Genomic DNA, 17,286 nt, shown 5'->3' on the forward strand with positions numbered 1-17,286 from the left:
CATGTAAAACTGATAATGTTACTATATTTATATTGCGGTGGTATGACCACTAGGAAAGGGAGATTATATGTCCTTGAGAGATGATGCACTAGAGATGCACAGGGAAAAACAAGGAAAGCTAGAAGTAAATTCAAAAGTGGAGATCAAGGACAGGGAAGCCTTGAGCCTTGCATATTCACCAGGAGTGGCTGAACCATGCAAAGAAATATATGAAGATGAACGCACAGTATTCGATTATACGATTAAGAGTAATACTGTCGGCGTCGTTACGGATGGTTCCGCTGTTTTAGGCCTGGGGAATATAGGTGCTATGGCAAGTTTACCTGTAATGGAAGGTAAGAGCGCGCTCTTTAAGAATTTTGCCGGAGTGGACTCCTTTCCGATTGCACTCAATACTAATGACGTCGATGAAATCGTGAATACAGTCAAACTGATGACACCCGTTTTTGGCGGCATCAACCTAGAAGATATCTCAGCGCCTAGATGTTTTGAAATTGAAGAACGCCTAGGACGCGAGACCGATATACCTGTTTTCCATGATGATCAACACGGCACGGCAATCGTCACCTTGAGCGGCCTGATGAACGCCCTTAAACTCTCGGGGAAATCTCTGAACCAGATTAAGGTTGTACTGAACGGAGCGGGGGCAGCGGGTGTAGCCATCATAAAACTCCTGCACAGCTTCGGCGTGAAGGAAATGATCATGTGTGACTCGCGCGGTGCCATCTTTGAAGGTCGTGAAGCAGGGATGAACGATATCAAACACGAAGTGAGCAAGTTCAGTAACCATCATCATAAGCAAGGGGAATTGGCTGATGTGATTGAAGGGGCTGATGTATTCATCGGTGTTTCGGTAGAAGGTGCCCTGACTGCCGAGATGGTCAAGACAATGGCAGAAGATCCAATCATTTTTGCCATGGCCAATCCGAACCCTGAAATCATGCCTGATGAGGCGAAGGCTGCGGGAGCTCTTGTAGTCGGCACAGGACGAAGCGATTTTCCAAATCAAATCAACAACGTGCTTGCTTTCCCAGGTATCTTCAGAGGTGCGCTTGATGTTCGGGCGACACATATAAATGACGAGATGAAAAAAGCTGCCGTCCTTGCTATCGCAGAATTGATTGAAGATGATAAATTGAACGCCGAAAACGTCATCCCGGAACCTTTCAATAAGGAAGTTGCACCAAGTGTAGCGAGGGCTGTAGCGAAAGCGGCCATGCAGACGGGCGTCAGCCGCATTAAAGTCGACCCTGAAGACATCTATCAGAAAGCACGCAGTTTGACGCTGTGATCCTATAAGATGACTGAAAAAAAAGGTTTGGAAAATATTATTGAAGAAATCCACAATGTCATCGAAAAGGAAGAGATACAGGTAGGTGGAAAGCTGCCCAGCGAGAGATATCTGAGAGACGAATTGAATGTCAGCAGGCAAAGTGTAAGGGAAGCACTCAGAGCACTTGAACTGCTTGGCATCATCTATGTGAAGCGGGGCGAGGGCACCTTTCTTGCTGATATCGATAGCCATCAACTGTTTCAGCTGATCGGCAAATATCTCATCAAATCAGAACGTCAACAGAATGAAATTATAGAAATCAAAGAGATGATAGAAGAATATGTCAGTGAAAAGAAAGGAAATGCTGATGTACTAGAAGACGAGAACATTATAATGAAAAAAATCTATGTGTTGCTCGATAAATATTCGCAGGCATTCAAATAATAAAGAAAACAGGGAGTTTAATATGCTGAAAGACTTGTTCTCTAAACTGAATAAAAAAGTCAATGAAACAGACCGTAATGATGGCACTTTCGAAAAAAGTGAATCCATCATGACAAAATGTCCAAGCTGCAAGAAGATATTATATTCAAAAGACTTATATAAACGTCTTAATGTATGTGCCAACTGCAGCCATCATCTGCCTATTTCAGCCCAGGACCGTCTGGAAGCGTTGATGGATGAAGGGGAAGTCAATCTGTTGTTCCAAGACATCACATCTGCCAATCCACTGAACTTCCCTAATTATGAAGCCAAGATTTCGAACGATAAGGAAAAGACGGGACTGAATGAAGCGGTGTTATGTGCAGATGGGAACATCGGAGGTGAGCGTGCCGTTGTAGCCGTCATGGATGCCCGCTTCAGAATGGGCAGCATGGGCTCTGCAGTCGGCGAAATACTCGCCCGTGCTTTTGGGTATGCAACAGAACACAGATTACCTGTCATCATCTTCACAGCCAGTGGGGGCGCACGTATGCAGGAGGGCATCATCTCTCTGATGCAGATGGCTAAAGTCAGTGTTGCGATAGAGCGCCACAATAATGCAGGTCTGCTCTACATCGCCTATATGACCAATCCTACAACAGGTGGGGTGTCTGCAAGTTTCGCCTCAGTCGGCGATATAAACTTGGCAGAAAAGGGTGCATTGATTGGGTTTGCCGGCAGGCGCGTCATCCAGGAAACAATCAAGGAGAAACTGCCGGATGATTTCCAGACTGCCGAATTCCTTTTAAAGCATGGACAGCTGGACGAAGTTTTAGACAGACGGGATATGAAAGATTATCTCGGCCGAATCCTGAAATTGCATAGTGGGGTGTAGATAGGAATGTTCGATTTCGAAAAACCAATCTATGAATTGGAAGAGAAGATTGAAGAATTGGAAAAATATGCAGCAAAAAATAAAGTAGACCTCACAAAGGAAGTCAGTTTTTTGGAGAAAAAGGTCAGTGATAAAAAAAATGAAATTTATGATAACCTCACTCCCTGGCAGCGTGTGGAGATTGCAAGATATATAAAGCGTCCAACTACCTATGACTATATCGAAGCTTTGTTTGAAGAATTTACAGAGTTCTATGGTGACCGCGTACATAGCGATGACCCTGCCATTGTAGGAGGTATTGCTGCCTACAAAGGGCGTCCTGTGACGGTTATCGGGCATCAACGTGGCCGGGATACAAAAGGCAACATCCACCGTAATTTTGGCATGGCCCACCCCGATGGCTACCGTAAGGCGCTTCGCTTGATGAAACAGGCTGATAAATTTAACCGTCCAATCATCTGTTTTATCGATACTAAAGGTGCATATCCAGGTAAAGCTGCTGAAGAACGGGGACAGAGTGAATCGATCGCCCGCAATCTTGTCGAAATGGCAGGTCTCCATGTACCGGTAATAAGCGTCGTCATCGGAGAAGGTGGTTCAGGTGGAGCTTTGGGACTTGGGGTATGCAACCGTCTGATCATGCTGGAGAATGCGACATATTCTGTAATCTCACCAGAAGGTGCTGCGAGCATCCTGTTCAAGGATGCATCATTGAAGGAGATTGCTGCAGAATCGTTGAAGATAACAGCAGCCGATCTGAAATCGTTCGGCATAGCGGATGCAGTGATAGAAGAACCTCAAGGTGGTGCCCATAACGACAGGGACAAGGTATTTGAGAATCTCGATGGCATCCTGGAAGAACATCTGGCAGGACTCCTTGCACTTGATCGCGAAGAAATGGTGGCCGACCGCTACGATAAATATGTGAATATCGGAATATATGATGAACAGCTGTAATTTCATGCTGTTCATTTTTTTTGGTTTCATAAAACGGTTTCATCAACCTTAATGATGGATAAGGAATATAAGTTATGCTATTTTAAAAATAAGAGATTGTTTTAACGGAGGGAACCCATGAGGAAAATTGGAGTACTTACAAGTGGAGGCGATGCGCCCGGTATGAATGCTGCCATAAGGGCCGTCGTCAGAAAGAGTATATATGAAGGCATTGAAGTCTATGGTGTTTTCCAGGGCTATCAGGGCCTTGTCACTGATAATATCCATAAGCTGGAACTTGGGGATGTCGGTGACATCATCCAAAGAGGAGGGACGAAGCTCTACTCGGCCCGGTGCCCAGAATTCATTGAACCCGCTGTACGCAAAAAAGCCATCGAAAACCTTAAAGCTAAAGGAATAGATTCGCTTGTGGTCATAGGGGGAGATGGTTCCTACAGAGGTGCACAACGACTCGATGAAGAAGGCATCAAGACCATAGGAGTACCCGGTACCATCGATAATGACATCAATGGCACGGACTACACTATAGGGTTCGATACTGCCTTAAACACCATAATCGATGCCGTAGACAGGATCAGAGATACAGCAACCAGCCATGAGCGCACCTTCATTATAGAAGTGATGGGCAGGGATGCTGGAGACTTGGCGCTTTGGGCCGGAGTCGCCGGGGGCGCAGAGACCATACTCATTCCCGAATCCCCCTCTGACATGAAAGAAGTTGCAGAGCGGATTGAGTCGGGTATGAGCCGCGGTAAGAAACACTCGATCATTGTTGTAGCTGAAGGTGTCATGAGTGCGTCACAGTGTGCAGATGAGTTGCATAAGTATATAAACGTAGACACCCGTGAGAGTGTGCTTGGCCATATGCAGCGTGGAGGAAAACCGACCGGTCAAGATCGAGTGCTGGCTTCACGCCTTGGTGCTTTCGCTGTTGAGCTTCTTTTAGATGGTGTGCATGGAAAGGCGGTAGGCACTGAGCACAATAAACTGTCCGCAACCCGTTTTGATAAAGTGTTTGAAGAAAGTCATATGATAGATGAGGGTCTGTATAGACTTTCGAGAGAGTTATCCATTTAGGAGGAATCTAGTTATGCGCAACACTAAAATAGTATGTACAATCGGTCCTGCATCGGAATCACCGGAGATGCTTGAGAAATTGATAAAAGCTGGCATGAATATTGCACGATTGAATTTTTCACATGGTGATCATGATGAACATCGTGCCAGAATAAACAACATCAGAAAAGTTGCCGACAAATTGGATCGTACAGTAGGCATTCTACTCGATACAAAGGGACCTGAGATTCGTACCCACAGCATGGAGAATGGTGAAATTGAGCTGACGAAAGGGCAAAGCATCATAGTTTCTATGGAAGAAGTAGTGGGTACGCCAGAAAAGATCTCCATCACATACTCTGGCCTCATTGAAGATGTGGATAAAAAAGATCGCATCCTTCTTGATGATGGTTTGATAGAACTTAAAATTGAAAGCATCGACCGGGAGAATGGTGAAATCCATTGCCACGTCCTGAATGATGGTGTCCTCAAAAATAAAAAGGGTGTCAATGTGCCGGGCGTCTCTGTAAAAATGCCGGGCATCACTGATAAGGATCGGGAAGATATCATCTTTGGTATTGATGAAGGCGTCGATCTGATTGCAGCAAGCTTTATCCGCACGAACAGCGATGTTCTGGAAATACGCAAGTTGCTTGAAGAAAAGTCGGGCGAGCACATTGAAATCATCCCGAAGATCGAAAACCAGGAAGGCATCGACAATATAGACGATATACTCGAAGTGTCTGATGGACTTATGGTGGCGCGCGGGGATTTGGGTGTTGAAATTCCACCTGAGTCAGTACCTATGGTTCAAAAAGATCTGATCAGGAAATGTAATCACCTTGGTAAACCGGTCATCACTGCTACCCAGATGCTTGATTCTATGCAGCATAACCCACGCTGTACACGTGCGGAAGCCAGTGATGTGGCGAATGCCATATATGATGGTACAGATGCTGTAATGCTGAGCGGCGAAACAGCTGCTGGCGATTATCCTCTGGAAGCTGTCCAGACGATGGCGAGCATAGCTGTTTCGGCTGAAGATGCACAGGATTACAAAAAGTTACTTTCCACACGGACTAAGTCGCTGCAGACGAACTTGGTGACGGCAATTGGCGTGTCGGTCGCACACACTGCACTGAATCTAAATTGCCGTGCGATAGTAGCAGCCACAGAATCAGGGCACACAGCAAGGATGATATCAAAATATCGTCCTCATGCAGAAATCGTGGCAGTTACTCCGCACCATCATGTAGCCAGACAACTACAGCTTGTATGGGGCGTACACCCTGTAATCAAGGAAGGGAAGCGGGACACTGATGAACTTCTGAACATCTCTGTATCAGCAGCAATGGAAAAAGGTTTTGCAGAACAGGGAGATTTATTGATCATCACAGCAGGGGTTCCTGCAGGAGAAGCAGGTACCACGAATCTGATGAAACTCCACATTGTCGGAGATAAGCTGATCCGAGCTCAGGGCATAGGCAGGAGAAGCAGCGTCGGTGAAGTGATGTTCGCTGACTCTGCAGAAGCCTTAAAAGATAAAGATCTGGAAGGAAAAATCATCGTAACCCAATCTGTAGATGCTGATATGACACCTTATCTCGAAGAGGCTGCAGGTCTTGTCACCGTCGAAGGAGGACTCACTTCGCATGGTGCGATTGTTGGCCTGAATCTTGATCTGCCGACAATAGTCGGGGCGTCAGCCGCATACGAAGTATTGGAAGAGGGCGCAGTCGTCACAGTCGACTCAGAGCAGAACTGTATATTCGATGGACATGCTAATGTACTATAATCCAGTAAAAAGGCACTTTTTTTAAAGTGCCTTTTTATGTTGTAGTCACAGATGCTGCACAGTATAATATTAGATGAGGTGGCACATATGAAAAAAATGTTACTTATCATGCTCCTGTTTTTAACAGCGTGCACTAACGACGGGCCTGTGGATGACTCATCTGATGAAAATGCAGATCAGAGTGAAGAATCGACAGAGTCCGCTACAGAAGAACAACAGACGACTGAAGAGCCGGAAGAAGAAATGTCAGCAGCAGATATCATTAAAAATGCACAATCTGAAGAAAGTAAGGAAACGAGCTATGAAGAGCGGCAGACGACTACAATTTCCACAGAAGAAAGCCAGCATGTAATCCGTACAATAACCACCAGAAGCAAGCAGGATGAAATTAAAATCGAAGTTGATGATGGAACTGATATCAAGACCCATTACATCTTTGAGGGAGAACACTTCATCTATCAAAATGGCGACGTGGAAAGACAGGATGACGGACGTAATATTGAAGGCAGCAGCTATGGAGATTTAATCAGTCAGCTCGAGCCGTTCAAAGAAGGCACAGCCAAGCAACTCGAATCAGGTTATGAAATTCGTTATGAAGTAGAAGGTGAAGCCGGCGTAAAGCCCTTTATAAACGACGATCTGGAGTCGTCACTTGAAGCGGTGGATAACATCAATGGTCTTGTGCTACTGAAGTTCAATGAAGATTATCAGTACGAAAGTGCTGAATTGACACTTACTATGGAAATGGATGATCAAACCATTAATGTTTCATCAAATATCACAATGGACAAAATCGGGGAGATCAACGTGATAGAAAAACCAAAGGGAATGTAGTGGGGTAATTGGATAGATTTCAAACGGGAAAACCAGCCATACATCATTTAAATGATGCATGGCTGGCTTTTTTTATTTTCTATACCATCAATAGTTCGGAAGAGGAATATTTACAATAAAAATAGTTGTCGAAAAATTGACATATTTCTGTCAAATAAATACAATGTAGACTATAAGGGGGAATAGAAATGGCAAAAATCGATTACGCATTAATTGCTTCACAACCTGAATTTGAAGAACTGCTTAAGAAGCGGAACAGGTTCATTTTACCGATCAGCATCTTTTTCATCATCGCAACACTGCTTTTTCCGATACTGACAGGCTATACCACTCTGCTTAGCAACGAAGCATTCGGAAATATTTCATGGGCTTGGATCTACGCATTCTTCCTATTCATAATGGTCTGGACGCTGGTCACGATCTATATGAAGAAAGCCAAGGAATTCGACAGGGAAGCCGATGAGATAATCAGAAAGTATCGGGAGGGAAACTATAAATGAATCTGACCGTCATTATCATGTTCATTGTATTCGTTGGTTTAACGTTGGTGATTACATACTTCGCTTCGAAAAGGACGCAATCCACTAAAGATTTCTACACGGCAGGTGGGGGGCTGACTGGTTGGCAAAACGGTCTCGCAATCTCCGGAGACTACCTTTCAGCCGCTTCATTCCTTGGTATTGCAGGGGCGATTGCATTATGGGGGTTTGATGGATTTTTCTACAGTGTGGGCTATCTCACAGCTTATCTCGTTGTACTGTACATTGTTGCAGAACCGCTTAGAAACCTCGGGAAGTACACAGTTGCTGATATGATTGCTGCCCGGTTTGAACTTAAGAAGGTGCGCGCCTTCGCCGCGCTTTCTTCTATTACGATTGTCATCTTCTATATGCTCGCTCAACTTGTGGGGGCGGGAGCCTTGATTCAACTGCTGTTTGATATACCATACAGTGTGGCTGTCATAATAGTTGGCATAATGATGACGATTTATGTATTATTCGGTGGCATGACCGCAACAAGCTGGGTGCAGATGGTAAAGGCAATCTTGCTGATGGTTGGTACAGTCATCATTTCTGTACTCGTACTGTTGCAATTTAATTTTAATATTTTTACCATGTTCGGTGAAATGAAGAACATAACGGCACCAGAGCTTGAAGGCCCGTTCTTGAATCCTGGGTCTCAAGGCGGATCTCCTCTGAATAACGTGTCGCTTATCATCGCATTATTGTTCGGTACGGCCGGCCTCCCGCATATCCTCATGAGATTTTTTACAGTTAAAGACGCTAAGACAGCTCGTAGCTCAGTCATGTGGGCAACTTGGATCATCGGCATATTCTACATCTTGACGATATTCCTTGGATTTGGAGCTGCAGCGATGCTGACAAGGGAGGAAATCATCGCTGCGAACCCGGCAGGCAATATGGCTGCACCATTGCTAGCAGAAAAGCTCGGTGGCGATCTGCTCATGTCATTCGTGTCTGCAGTGGCATTCGCGACAATCCTCGCAGTAGTAGCTGGTCTTGTGCTGTCGGGGGCAAGTGCATTTGCGCATGATATCTATGGCCAAGTAATCAAAAAGGGCAACATAACAGATAAACAGCAGATGCTGGCAGCTAAAATTGCGGCCTTCAGTGTAAGTGTCCTGTCTATAATACTGGCGATCTTCGCCCAAAACCAAAACGTCGCATTTCTGGTTTCATTGGCATTCTGCGTGGCAGCAAGCGCCAACTTGCCGGTCATCATCTATACGATTTTTTGGAAGCGTTTTAATACGCAAGGGGCAATTACTGGAATTATAACAGGCCTTGCGGTATCTCTTATACTTGTTATCATGAGCCCGAATGTAATGGACCCTTCAGGCAATGCATTTATTTCAATGGAACCATTGTTCCCTCTGACGAATCCAGCAATCATCTCAGTACCAGCCGGATTTTTAGGTGCTTTCTTAGGCACTTTCCTCGGTAAAGCCGAATCACATGAAAAGTACCGCGAAGTGAAGGTTAAATCAGTGACAGGTATTGATACATCCGAAACGACACATTAATCATAAGATAAACTTATGCATATCAATAAGATAATTAACTGACCCTTATAAAAGCCTCAATTCAGCTGAATTGAGGCTTTTATTGTTAGTATAAGCGTCCTCTAGAAGGTTAATGGTATTAATTTCACAAAGGAATAAATGATACTGTATTATTCACAAAGTTCTTTAATTTGATATAATGGCAATAAGGCCGACTGGCTATACTAAGAATTAACTAGAAGGAGAATCGATATATGTCTGAGAAAAAAGGTTTAGAAGGTATAGTTGCAACCGAATCACGCATCAGTTCAATCATTGGTTCGCAGCTCACTTATTGCGGTTATGAAATCGATGACCTTGCAGAAAATGCACTATTTGAAGAAGTCGTATTCCTATTATGGAACGACAGATTGCCGAACCAGACTGAGCTTGATGATTTCCAGGCGAAATTATTTGATCATATGACGCTTAATCCTAGAATCTACACCCATTTCGAGGAATACGCAGCGGATAAGATCCATCCAATGGCAGGTCTGCGTACAGCATTGTCATATCTTTCTCACTTCGACGAGAATGCTGAAGACATGAGTGATGAAGCGAATCAGGAAAAAGCCATCCGTATCCAAGCTAAAGTGGCTTCACTCGTTGCAGCATTCTCAAGGATAAGAAGTGGCAAAGAAGTCGTCAAACCTAAAAAAGGACTTAATTACGCTGCAAATCTTCTGTATATGATGAAAGGCGAAGAGCCTAACAGTACAGAAGTCGAAGCAATGAATAAAGCCCTTGTGCTTCATGCAGACCACGAACTGAATGCATCAACATTTACGGCACGCGTATGCGTCGCGACCCTTTCAGATATGTATTCCGGCGTGACAGCTGCAGCTGGCGCACTCAAAGGACCACTTCATGGTGGAGCGAATGAACGCGTAATGAAGATGCTTGGTGAAATCGAGTCTCCTGAATCTGTAGAAGACTACTTGAAAGAGAAATTCGAAAATAAAGAGAAAATCATGGGAATGGGACACCGTGTCTATAAAGACGGCGACCCACGTGCAAAATATTTGAAAGAAATGTCCAGACAGTTGACTGAAGAAATCGGAGAGCCTGAACTCTACGAAAAATCCATAAAGATCGCAGAAGTTGTAGAACGTGAAAAGGGGCTTCTGCCAAACGTTGACTTCTTCAGCGCCTCGGTCTATCATGCGATGGGGATTGACCATGATTTATTCACGCCAATCTTTGCTGTCAGCCGCGTGTCCGGATGGATTGCACATATTCTGGAACAGTACGAAGACAACCGTCTGATCAGACCAAGAGCTGAATATGTTGGACAAACCGGCAAGAAATATGAAGCAATCGAGAAGCGCTAAAACAAATTTTCGAAATTATTAACCAGGAGGAATTTTATTTATGTCGAGTCAAAAAATCACAACAAACAACGGAATTCTGAACGTACCTGATAAGCCAATCATCCCATTTATAGAAGGGGACGGCATCGGACCGGATATTTGGAAAGCTGCTAACAAAGTACTCGATGCAGCAGTTGAAAAAGCATATGACGGTAAAAAAGCGATTGAATGGAAAGAAGTGTTGGCAGGTCAAAAAGCGTATGACAAGACCGGCGAATGGCTGCCACAGGAGACTTTGGATACAATCAATGAATACCTACTCGCAATCAAAGGCCCTCTCACGACACCAATCGGTGGCGGTATCCGTTCATTGAACGTTGCACTGAGACAAGAACTGGATCTGTTTACATGCCTCAGACCAGTAAGGTATTTTGAAGGTGTTCCATCTCCATTGAAGCGTCCTGAAGAGACGGACATGGTCATCTTCCGCGAAAACACAGAGGATATCTATGCAGGAATCGAATTCCAGGAAGGCACTGATGAAGCGAAGAAGGTAATCGACTTCCTTCAAGATGAGATGGGCGCTAAAAACATCCGCTTCCCAGAAACTTCAGGAATCGGAATCAAGCCAGTATCCAAAGAAGGTACTGAGAGATTGGTGCGTTCTGCCATCAACTATGCGATTGAAAACAATAGACCTTCTGTAACTCTTGTCCATAAAGGGAATATCATGAAGTTCACAGAAGGTGCATTTAAAGCTTGGGGCTATGCACTTGCTGAGCGTGAGTTCGGGGATAAGGTGTTCACATGGAATGCTTACGACAAGATCGTTGAGGAAGAAGGAAGAGAAGCAGCCGACAAAGCACAATCAGAGGCGGAAGCAGAAGGCAAAATCATCATCAAAGATGCAATCGCCGACATCTTCCTGCAGCAGATCCTTCTTCGTCCAAAAGATTTCGGTGTTGTAGCGACAATGAACCTAAACGGAGACTATATCTCTGATGCATTGGCAGCACAAGTTGGTGGAATCGGTATCGCTCCTGGTGCGAACATCAACTATGAAACAGGTCATGCAATCTTCGAAGCAACACACGGAACAGCACCTAAGTATGCCGGCTTGGACAAAGTCAACCCATCATCCGTCATCCTCTCAGGCGTTCTTATGCTTGAACATATAGGTTGGCAGGAAGCGGCAGACCTTGTAACAAAAGCTGTCGAGAAGACGATTGCATCTAAAGTCGTGACTTATGACTTCGCCCGCCTGATGGATGGTGCCAAGGAAGTTAAATGTTCCGAGTTTGCAGACGAACTTGTCAAAAATATGTAGTTGAAGCCACCTTTTAAGGGGGAATAGCATGAACAGGAAAAAAATATCAGTCATAGGCGCCGGGTTCACCGGCGCTACGACTGCCTTTATCGCAGCCTCTAAAGCGCTTGCAGATGTGGTTCTCGTCGATATTCCGCAAGCGGAAGATCCGACACGCGGCAAGGCACTTGATATGCAGGAAGCGACACCAGTTCTTGGAGTCGATGTAAATATCACCGGTACAAGTGATTATGCAGATACTAAAGATTCCGACATCGTCATTATTACAGCAGGTATTGCACGGAAGCCAGGGATGAGCCGGGACGATCTCATCAAGACTAACCAAAAAGTCATGAAAGCAGTGACACGGGAAATAGTCGAGCATTCACCGGACTGTACAATAATTGTGCTGACAAATCCTGTAGATGCTATGACGTATGCAGTTTATAAAGAGTCCGGTTTTCCAAAAAACCGGGTTATCGGTCAGTCGGGAGTACTCGATACTGCCCGTTTCCGGACGTTCATAGCTGAAGAACTGAATCTTTCCGTCAATGATGTACGCGGTTTTGTTCTTGGGGGACATGGAGACGACATGGTACCTTTGATTCGTTATTCTTCGGTTGGAGGTGTGCCACTGGAAAGTCTTATGGACAAAACCAAGATAGACGAAATCATCGAACGTACAAGAAAAGGCGGAGCTGAAATTGTAAACTTGTTGGGCAATGGTTCTGCCTATTATGCCCCTGCCGCCTCTTTAGTGGAAATGGCTGAAGCCATCCTCCATGATAAAAAGCGTGTGCTTCCATCCATTGTGTATCTGGACGGAGAATACGGCTACAGTGACATCTATCTTGGTGTACCGGCAGTGATAGGAACAAATGGTGTAGAGAAGATCATCGAGCTGGATTTATCAGAAGATGAAAAGAAACAACTGGATAAGTCCAGGGACTCAGTTGTGAATGTAATGAAATTGTTGAAATGAGATTTATGATTCTGTAATGGCATTAAACTGAAAAGATCACCTGACTAGGGGACCTTTTCAGTTTAGTGTATTTTGGGAGGAAATTTTGGGAATGGAAAATGGCAAAAAGAATAAAGGTTTTTTTCAGAAATTTCTTGATTTTGTAGAATGGCTCGGTAACAAACTCCCTCATCCCGTCACCCTGTTTGCGATACTCGCACTTCTTACGCTCGTTGCATCTGCAATCTTATCGGCGTTTGAAATTTCAGTGGAACATCCAGGAGAGAATCAAGAAACCGTTACCATCAATAACCTGCTGGATGGTGAAGGGATAAGTTACATATTCTCCAGCATGACTGATAACTTCATCAACTTTGCGCCGCTTGGGGTCGTTCTCATAACGATGCTTGGTATTGGTGTTGCTGAACGTTCAGGTCTGATAAGCGCAGCTTTACGTGGATTTGTATTGTCCATACCTAAGACCCTGATCACAGCAGGCCTTGTCTTTGCAGGTATCATGTCTTCACTTGCATCTGATGCAGGATATGTAGTGTTGCCGCCGCTTGGTGCAGTGTTGTACCTTGCCCTCGGAAGGCATCCACTAGCTGGTCTTGCGACTGCTTTTGCCGGGGTTTCCGCTGGATTCTCGGCCAACCTGCTTCTGAGTGGTACAGACGCAATGCTGGCTGAACTTTCTATTCAGGCAGCTTCCGTCATCGACCCGCAGTACGCCGATGGCATGAATGTTGCAATGAACTACTTCTTCATTGCGGCAAGTGTTTTCTTGTTGACTCTTGTAGGCTGGTTTGTTTCAGACAAGATTGTAGAACCTCGCTTGGGGACTTACAATGCTGAAGATGAGGATTCAACTGCCGTTACTGATACGGACGAAATGAATCCACTAAAACCAATCGAGAAAAAAGGATTGGCATGGGCAATCATTTCGATGATAGTAGGCGCGTTGCTTGCATTGCTTCTTGTCGTACTGCCAAATTCACCGATGCGTGGAGATGATGCAGTCGGATCCTATATGGATACAATCGTCCAATCGCCATTTATGAGTGACGGACTTGTACCGATCATCGCGATCCTCTTCTTTATACCGGGGCTTGTCTATGGCTTGATCACACGCTCAATCAAGAGCGATAAGGACGTAGCGAATCAGATGACTGAAACGATGGCATCGATGGGCATGTTCATCGTGTTGGCATTTACTGCCGGCCAGTTCGTCTCTTATTTCGCAGAATCCAATATGGGTCTTGTTATAGGTGTGTATGGAGCTGAGTTGCTGGAAACCCTCAAATTGACCGGGATTCCATTGATCGTAGGTTTCATGCTCGTCACAGCAATCGTCAACCTGTTCATAGGTAGTGCGAGTGCAAAATGGGCGATGATGGCTCCGATATTCGTACCGATCATGATGCAGCTTGGATATTCACCGGAGTTGACGACTATGGCGTACCGTGTTGCGGATTCATCGACAAACATCATCACACCTTTGATGACATACTTTGCGATCATCATTGCCTTTGCGCAGCAATATAACAAAAACGTGGGAATCGGGACATTGATTTCTGTCATGTTGCCTTATTCCATCTTCTTCTTTGTTACTTGGGCACTGATGCTGATCGTTTGGATGCTTCTCGGATTGCCGCTTGGACCAAACGCACCAATTGAATATACACCGTAAAAATAAAGGTACAGCATGAGCTGTACCTTTTTTCATGGATTAAGTTTGGATTGGAATGTATAATTCTTAATGAAGCAATGGTTTAATAAGACCATTGGAAGAGAGGGGTAATGGAATGGATAAGTTGATTCTGATAGATGGCAATAGTGTTGCCTTCAGGGCGTTCTATGGTCTGCCGCTCCTCAGTAACCAGAGCGGCCTGCATACGAATGCGATATTTGGTTATGCAAGACTGCTTGAAAAAATCATTACGGATGAAAAGCCTACCCATTTTCTGGTAGCCTTTGACGCCGGCAAATCTACTTTCAGGCATAAACAATATGAAGAATATAAAGGAGGAAGGCAGAAGACGCCTCCCGAGTTGGGTGAACAGCTGGCACCCATCAGGAGATTGATTGATGTCTATGGCATCAAACGTTACGAACTTGATGAATATGAAGCTGACGACATCATTGGTACCTTAAGCACTAAAGCCGATAAGGAAGGTCTGGAGACAATCATCATTACAGGGGACCGTGACCTTACACAGCTTGCCAGTGACCACACAACAATCTACTACACTAAAAAGGGGATATCCGACATAGACCGCTATACCCCGGCCTTCATCGAAGAACTATATGGTCTCAAGCCAGAGCAGATCATCGACCTTAAAGGCTTGATGGGCGACAAGTCGGACAATATACCTGGGGTTCCTGGAATTGGCGAAAAGACCGCACTCAAGTTGCTTAAAGAACACCATAGTGTGGAAGGTGTACTTGAGCATCTTGATGAAGTGAAAGGCAAGAAGCTTAAAGAAAACTTAACGGAATATCGGGAAGATGCTCTAATGAGTAAGGATCTGGCAACGATCTATAAAGAGGTTCCTATCGATTTCGATATTGGCAGCCTGAAGTTTGAACAGGACCGGGAAGAAGATAAATATGAACTGTTCAAAGAGTTGGAATTCGAATCCCTGCTAAAAAATATGGATGCAGCTGAAACAGAAGACAAAGTCGAATTCGAAGATGAACTAGTGGATTCGCTAGAAGAGTTGAGCGGTGATGTTTCATTCCATCTGGAAGTAAGGGCAGAAAATTATCTTGTCAATGCGCCTGTGTATCTTGCTGCAACAGATGGAACACATACATTCATAAAGCCGCTTAATGAACTGGAATCGTCATCAATTGAAGATTTCCTGACATCCAGGAATTCCATTAATGTATATGACATCAAGCGGCAAATGGGGCTGCTTAGGCATTTGGACATTCATTTCAAAGGGTTTGATTCCGACATCATGCTCGGCAGTTTTCTCCTGGATCCTTCCAAGAAGATTATTGATGTTGCGGAAACTGCTGCTGACTTCGCGATCAATATAGACAGCGATGACTATCATTACGGCAAAGGGAAGAAAGCTGTAACCCCGACCGGTGCAGAACATGAAAAGTTTCTTAATAGCAAGGTGATGGCCATCCATAAGGTCAGAGAACCGATGGAGGAATATTTGAGAAGAGATGAGATGCATGAACTCTGGGCAACACTTGAAATACCATTGGCTAAGGTCCTTGCTGATATGGAATATAGGGGCATCAAAGTAGATGCTTCTCGCCTTGAGGAAATGGAGAAGGACATACAGAAGCGGCTGGATGAAATCGAAAGTACCATATATGAGATGGCCGGAGAGTCGTTCAATATCAATTCGCCTAAACAGTTGGGGCATATTCTGTTTGAAAAACTGAATCTACCTGTCATCAAAAAAACTAAAACGGGCTATTCCACTGCAGTAGACGTTCTGGAACAGCTGCAGGATAAACATGAAATCATTGAGCATCTACTGCATTACCGTACCTTGGCCAAACTCCAATCCACATACGTGATTGGACTCCAGGGAGAAATTAAAGAAGACTCGAAGATCCACACTCGATTCAATCAGACACTGGCCCAAACAGGCAGGTTGTCGTCAGTTGAACCGAACCTTCAAAATATCCCGATAAGGATAGACGAAGGACGTAAGATCCGTAAAGCTTTCGTTCCAAAAGATGAAAATCATGTTCTGTTGGCTCTTGATTATTCACAGATTGAACTGAGGGTGCTTGCACACATTACTCAAGATGAAACGATGATCAATGCCTTTACAAGTGATACCGATATCCACACCAAAACTGCGATGGAAGTATTTAAAGTCGATAAAGAGGATGTTACGCAGAACATGAGGCGAAATGCGAAAGCGGTGAATTTTGGCATCGTCTATGGCATAAGTGACTATGGATTGAGTCAAAACCTTGGCATCACCCGTAAAGAAGCCAAAACCTTCATTGATAATTACCTGAATTCATTCCCGCAGGTCAAGGCGTTCATGAAGTCGATCATACAAGATGCCAAACGTGATGGTTATGTGAAGACAATGCTCAATCGCAGAAGATATATACCTGATATCCATAGCAAGAACTTCAATGCACGAAGCTTTGCAGAACGCACTGCAATGAACTCCCCAATCCAGGGTACAGCAGCCGATATAATAAAATTGGCAATGGTAGAATATGACAGATCTGAAGAAGCGAAAAAATATGATGCAAAACTGCTGCTTCAAATCCACGATGAACTGATTTTCGATGTTCCAAAAGATGAAGTGGAAGATTTCATCTCAATTATTCGGCGCATTATGGAGAATGCGATTGAACTCAGTGTACCGCTCAATGTGGATTATGGTTATGGCAGTGATTGGTATCAAGTGAAGTAGGTGGTAGA

At 44.5% G+C, this 17,286-nt stretch carries 14 protein-coding genes; all 14 read left to right on the top strand.

Features of this window, described 5'->3' with window-relative positions; translation table 11 throughout:
• The first annotated feature begins 67 nt into the window (after nucleotides 1-67).
• The 14 genes from ystJ (at nucleotide 68) to polA (ending at nucleotide 17,278) form a co-directional block, all read left to right on the top strand.
• Complete coding sequence (gene ystJ, locus ABD734_RS06550; protein WP_344702655.1) at nucleotides 68-1,291, top strand: NADP-dependent malic enzyme; 1,224 nt, start codon at nucleotides 68-70, stop codon at nucleotides 1,289-1,291.
• 9 nt (nucleotides 1,292-1,300) lie between these two features.
• Nucleotides 1,301-1,717, top strand: a complete 417-nt coding sequence (locus tag ABD734_RS06555) for a FadR/GntR family transcriptional regulator (RefSeq protein ID WP_344702658.1) — start codon at nucleotides 1,301-1,303, stop codon at nucleotides 1,715-1,717.
• A 22-nt stretch (nucleotides 1,718-1,739) separates the two neighbouring features.
• Nucleotides 1,740-2,591 carry an acetyl-CoA carboxylase, carboxyltransferase subunit beta gene (accD, locus tag ABD734_RS06560; protein WP_344702660.1) on the top strand — a complete coding sequence of 284 codons (852 nt, stop codon included), beginning with the start codon at nucleotides 1,740-1,742 and terminating at the stop codon, nucleotides 2,589-2,591.
• Nucleotides 2,592-2,597: 6 nt separating this feature from the next.
• Nucleotides 2,598-3,548, top strand: a complete 951-nt coding sequence (locus ABD734_RS06565) for an acetyl-CoA carboxylase carboxyltransferase subunit alpha (protein WP_344702662.1) — start codon at nucleotides 2,598-2,600, stop codon at nucleotides 3,546-3,548.
• 117 nt (nucleotides 3,549-3,665) lie between these two features.
• Nucleotides 3,666-4,625 (top strand): 6-phosphofructokinase, encoded by a 960-nt coding sequence (gene pfkA / locus ABD734_RS06570; RefSeq protein WP_344702664.1) that lies wholly within the window; start codon nucleotides 3,666-3,668, stop codon nucleotides 4,623-4,625.
• A 13-nt stretch (nucleotides 4,626-4,638) separates the two neighbouring features.
• A complete protein-coding gene (pyk, locus tag ABD734_RS06575; protein ID WP_344702666.1) occupies nucleotides 4,639-6,399 on the top strand; it encodes a pyruvate kinase in 1,761 nt (586 codons plus the stop codon).
• A gap of 87 nt (nucleotides 6,400-6,486) precedes the next feature.
• A complete protein-coding gene (locus ABD734_RS06580; RefSeq protein WP_344702668.1) occupies nucleotides 6,487-7,233 on the top strand; it encodes a hypothetical protein in 747 nt (248 codons plus the stop codon).
• A gap of 188 nt (nucleotides 7,234-7,421) precedes the next feature.
• Complete coding sequence (locus ABD734_RS06585) at nucleotides 7,422-7,733, top strand: DUF485 domain-containing protein (protein ID WP_344702670.1); 312 nt, start codon at nucleotides 7,422-7,424, stop codon at nucleotides 7,731-7,733.
• Nucleotides 7,730-9,277 carry a solute symporter family protein gene (locus tag ABD734_RS06590; protein WP_344702672.1) on the top strand — a complete coding sequence of 516 codons (1,548 nt, stop codon included), beginning with the start codon at nucleotides 7,730-7,732 and terminating at the stop codon, nucleotides 9,275-9,277. The genes ABD734_RS06585 and ABD734_RS06590 overlap by 4 nt, the downstream gene beginning before the upstream one ends.
• Nucleotides 9,278-9,510: 233 nt before the next feature.
• Entirely contained in the window at nucleotides 9,511-10,626 is a 1,116-nt protein-coding gene (locus tag ABD734_RS06595; protein WP_344702674.1) for a citrate synthase, read from the top strand.
• A gap of 40 nt (nucleotides 10,627-10,666) precedes the next feature.
• Nucleotides 10,667-11,932 (top strand): NADP-dependent isocitrate dehydrogenase, encoded by a 1,266-nt coding sequence (gene icd, locus ABD734_RS06600; RefSeq protein WP_344702676.1) that lies wholly within the window; start codon nucleotides 10,667-10,669, stop codon nucleotides 11,930-11,932.
• A 28-nt stretch (nucleotides 11,933-11,960) separates the two neighbouring features.
• A complete protein-coding gene (mdh, locus tag ABD734_RS06605) occupies nucleotides 11,961-12,893 on the top strand; it encodes a malate dehydrogenase (protein ID WP_344702678.1) in 933 nt (310 codons plus the stop codon).
• A 91-nt stretch (nucleotides 12,894-12,984) separates the two neighbouring features.
• Entirely contained in the window at nucleotides 12,985-14,562 is a 1,578-nt protein-coding gene (locus ABD734_RS06610; protein WP_344702680.1) for an AbgT family transporter, read from the top strand.
• Nucleotides 14,563-14,677: 115 nt separating this feature from the next.
• On the top strand, nucleotides 14,678-17,278 hold the full coding sequence (polA, locus tag ABD734_RS06615) for a DNA polymerase I (protein WP_344702682.1): 2,601 nt from the start codon (nucleotides 14,678-14,680) through the stop codon (nucleotides 17,276-17,278).
• The last annotated feature ends 8 nt before the right edge of the window (nucleotides 17,279-17,286 follow it).

The organism is Salinicoccus jeotgali, from assembly GCF_039538805.1.
Taxonomy (GTDB): domain Bacteria; phylum Bacillota; class Bacilli; order Staphylococcales; family Salinicoccaceae; genus Salinicoccus; species Salinicoccus jeotgali.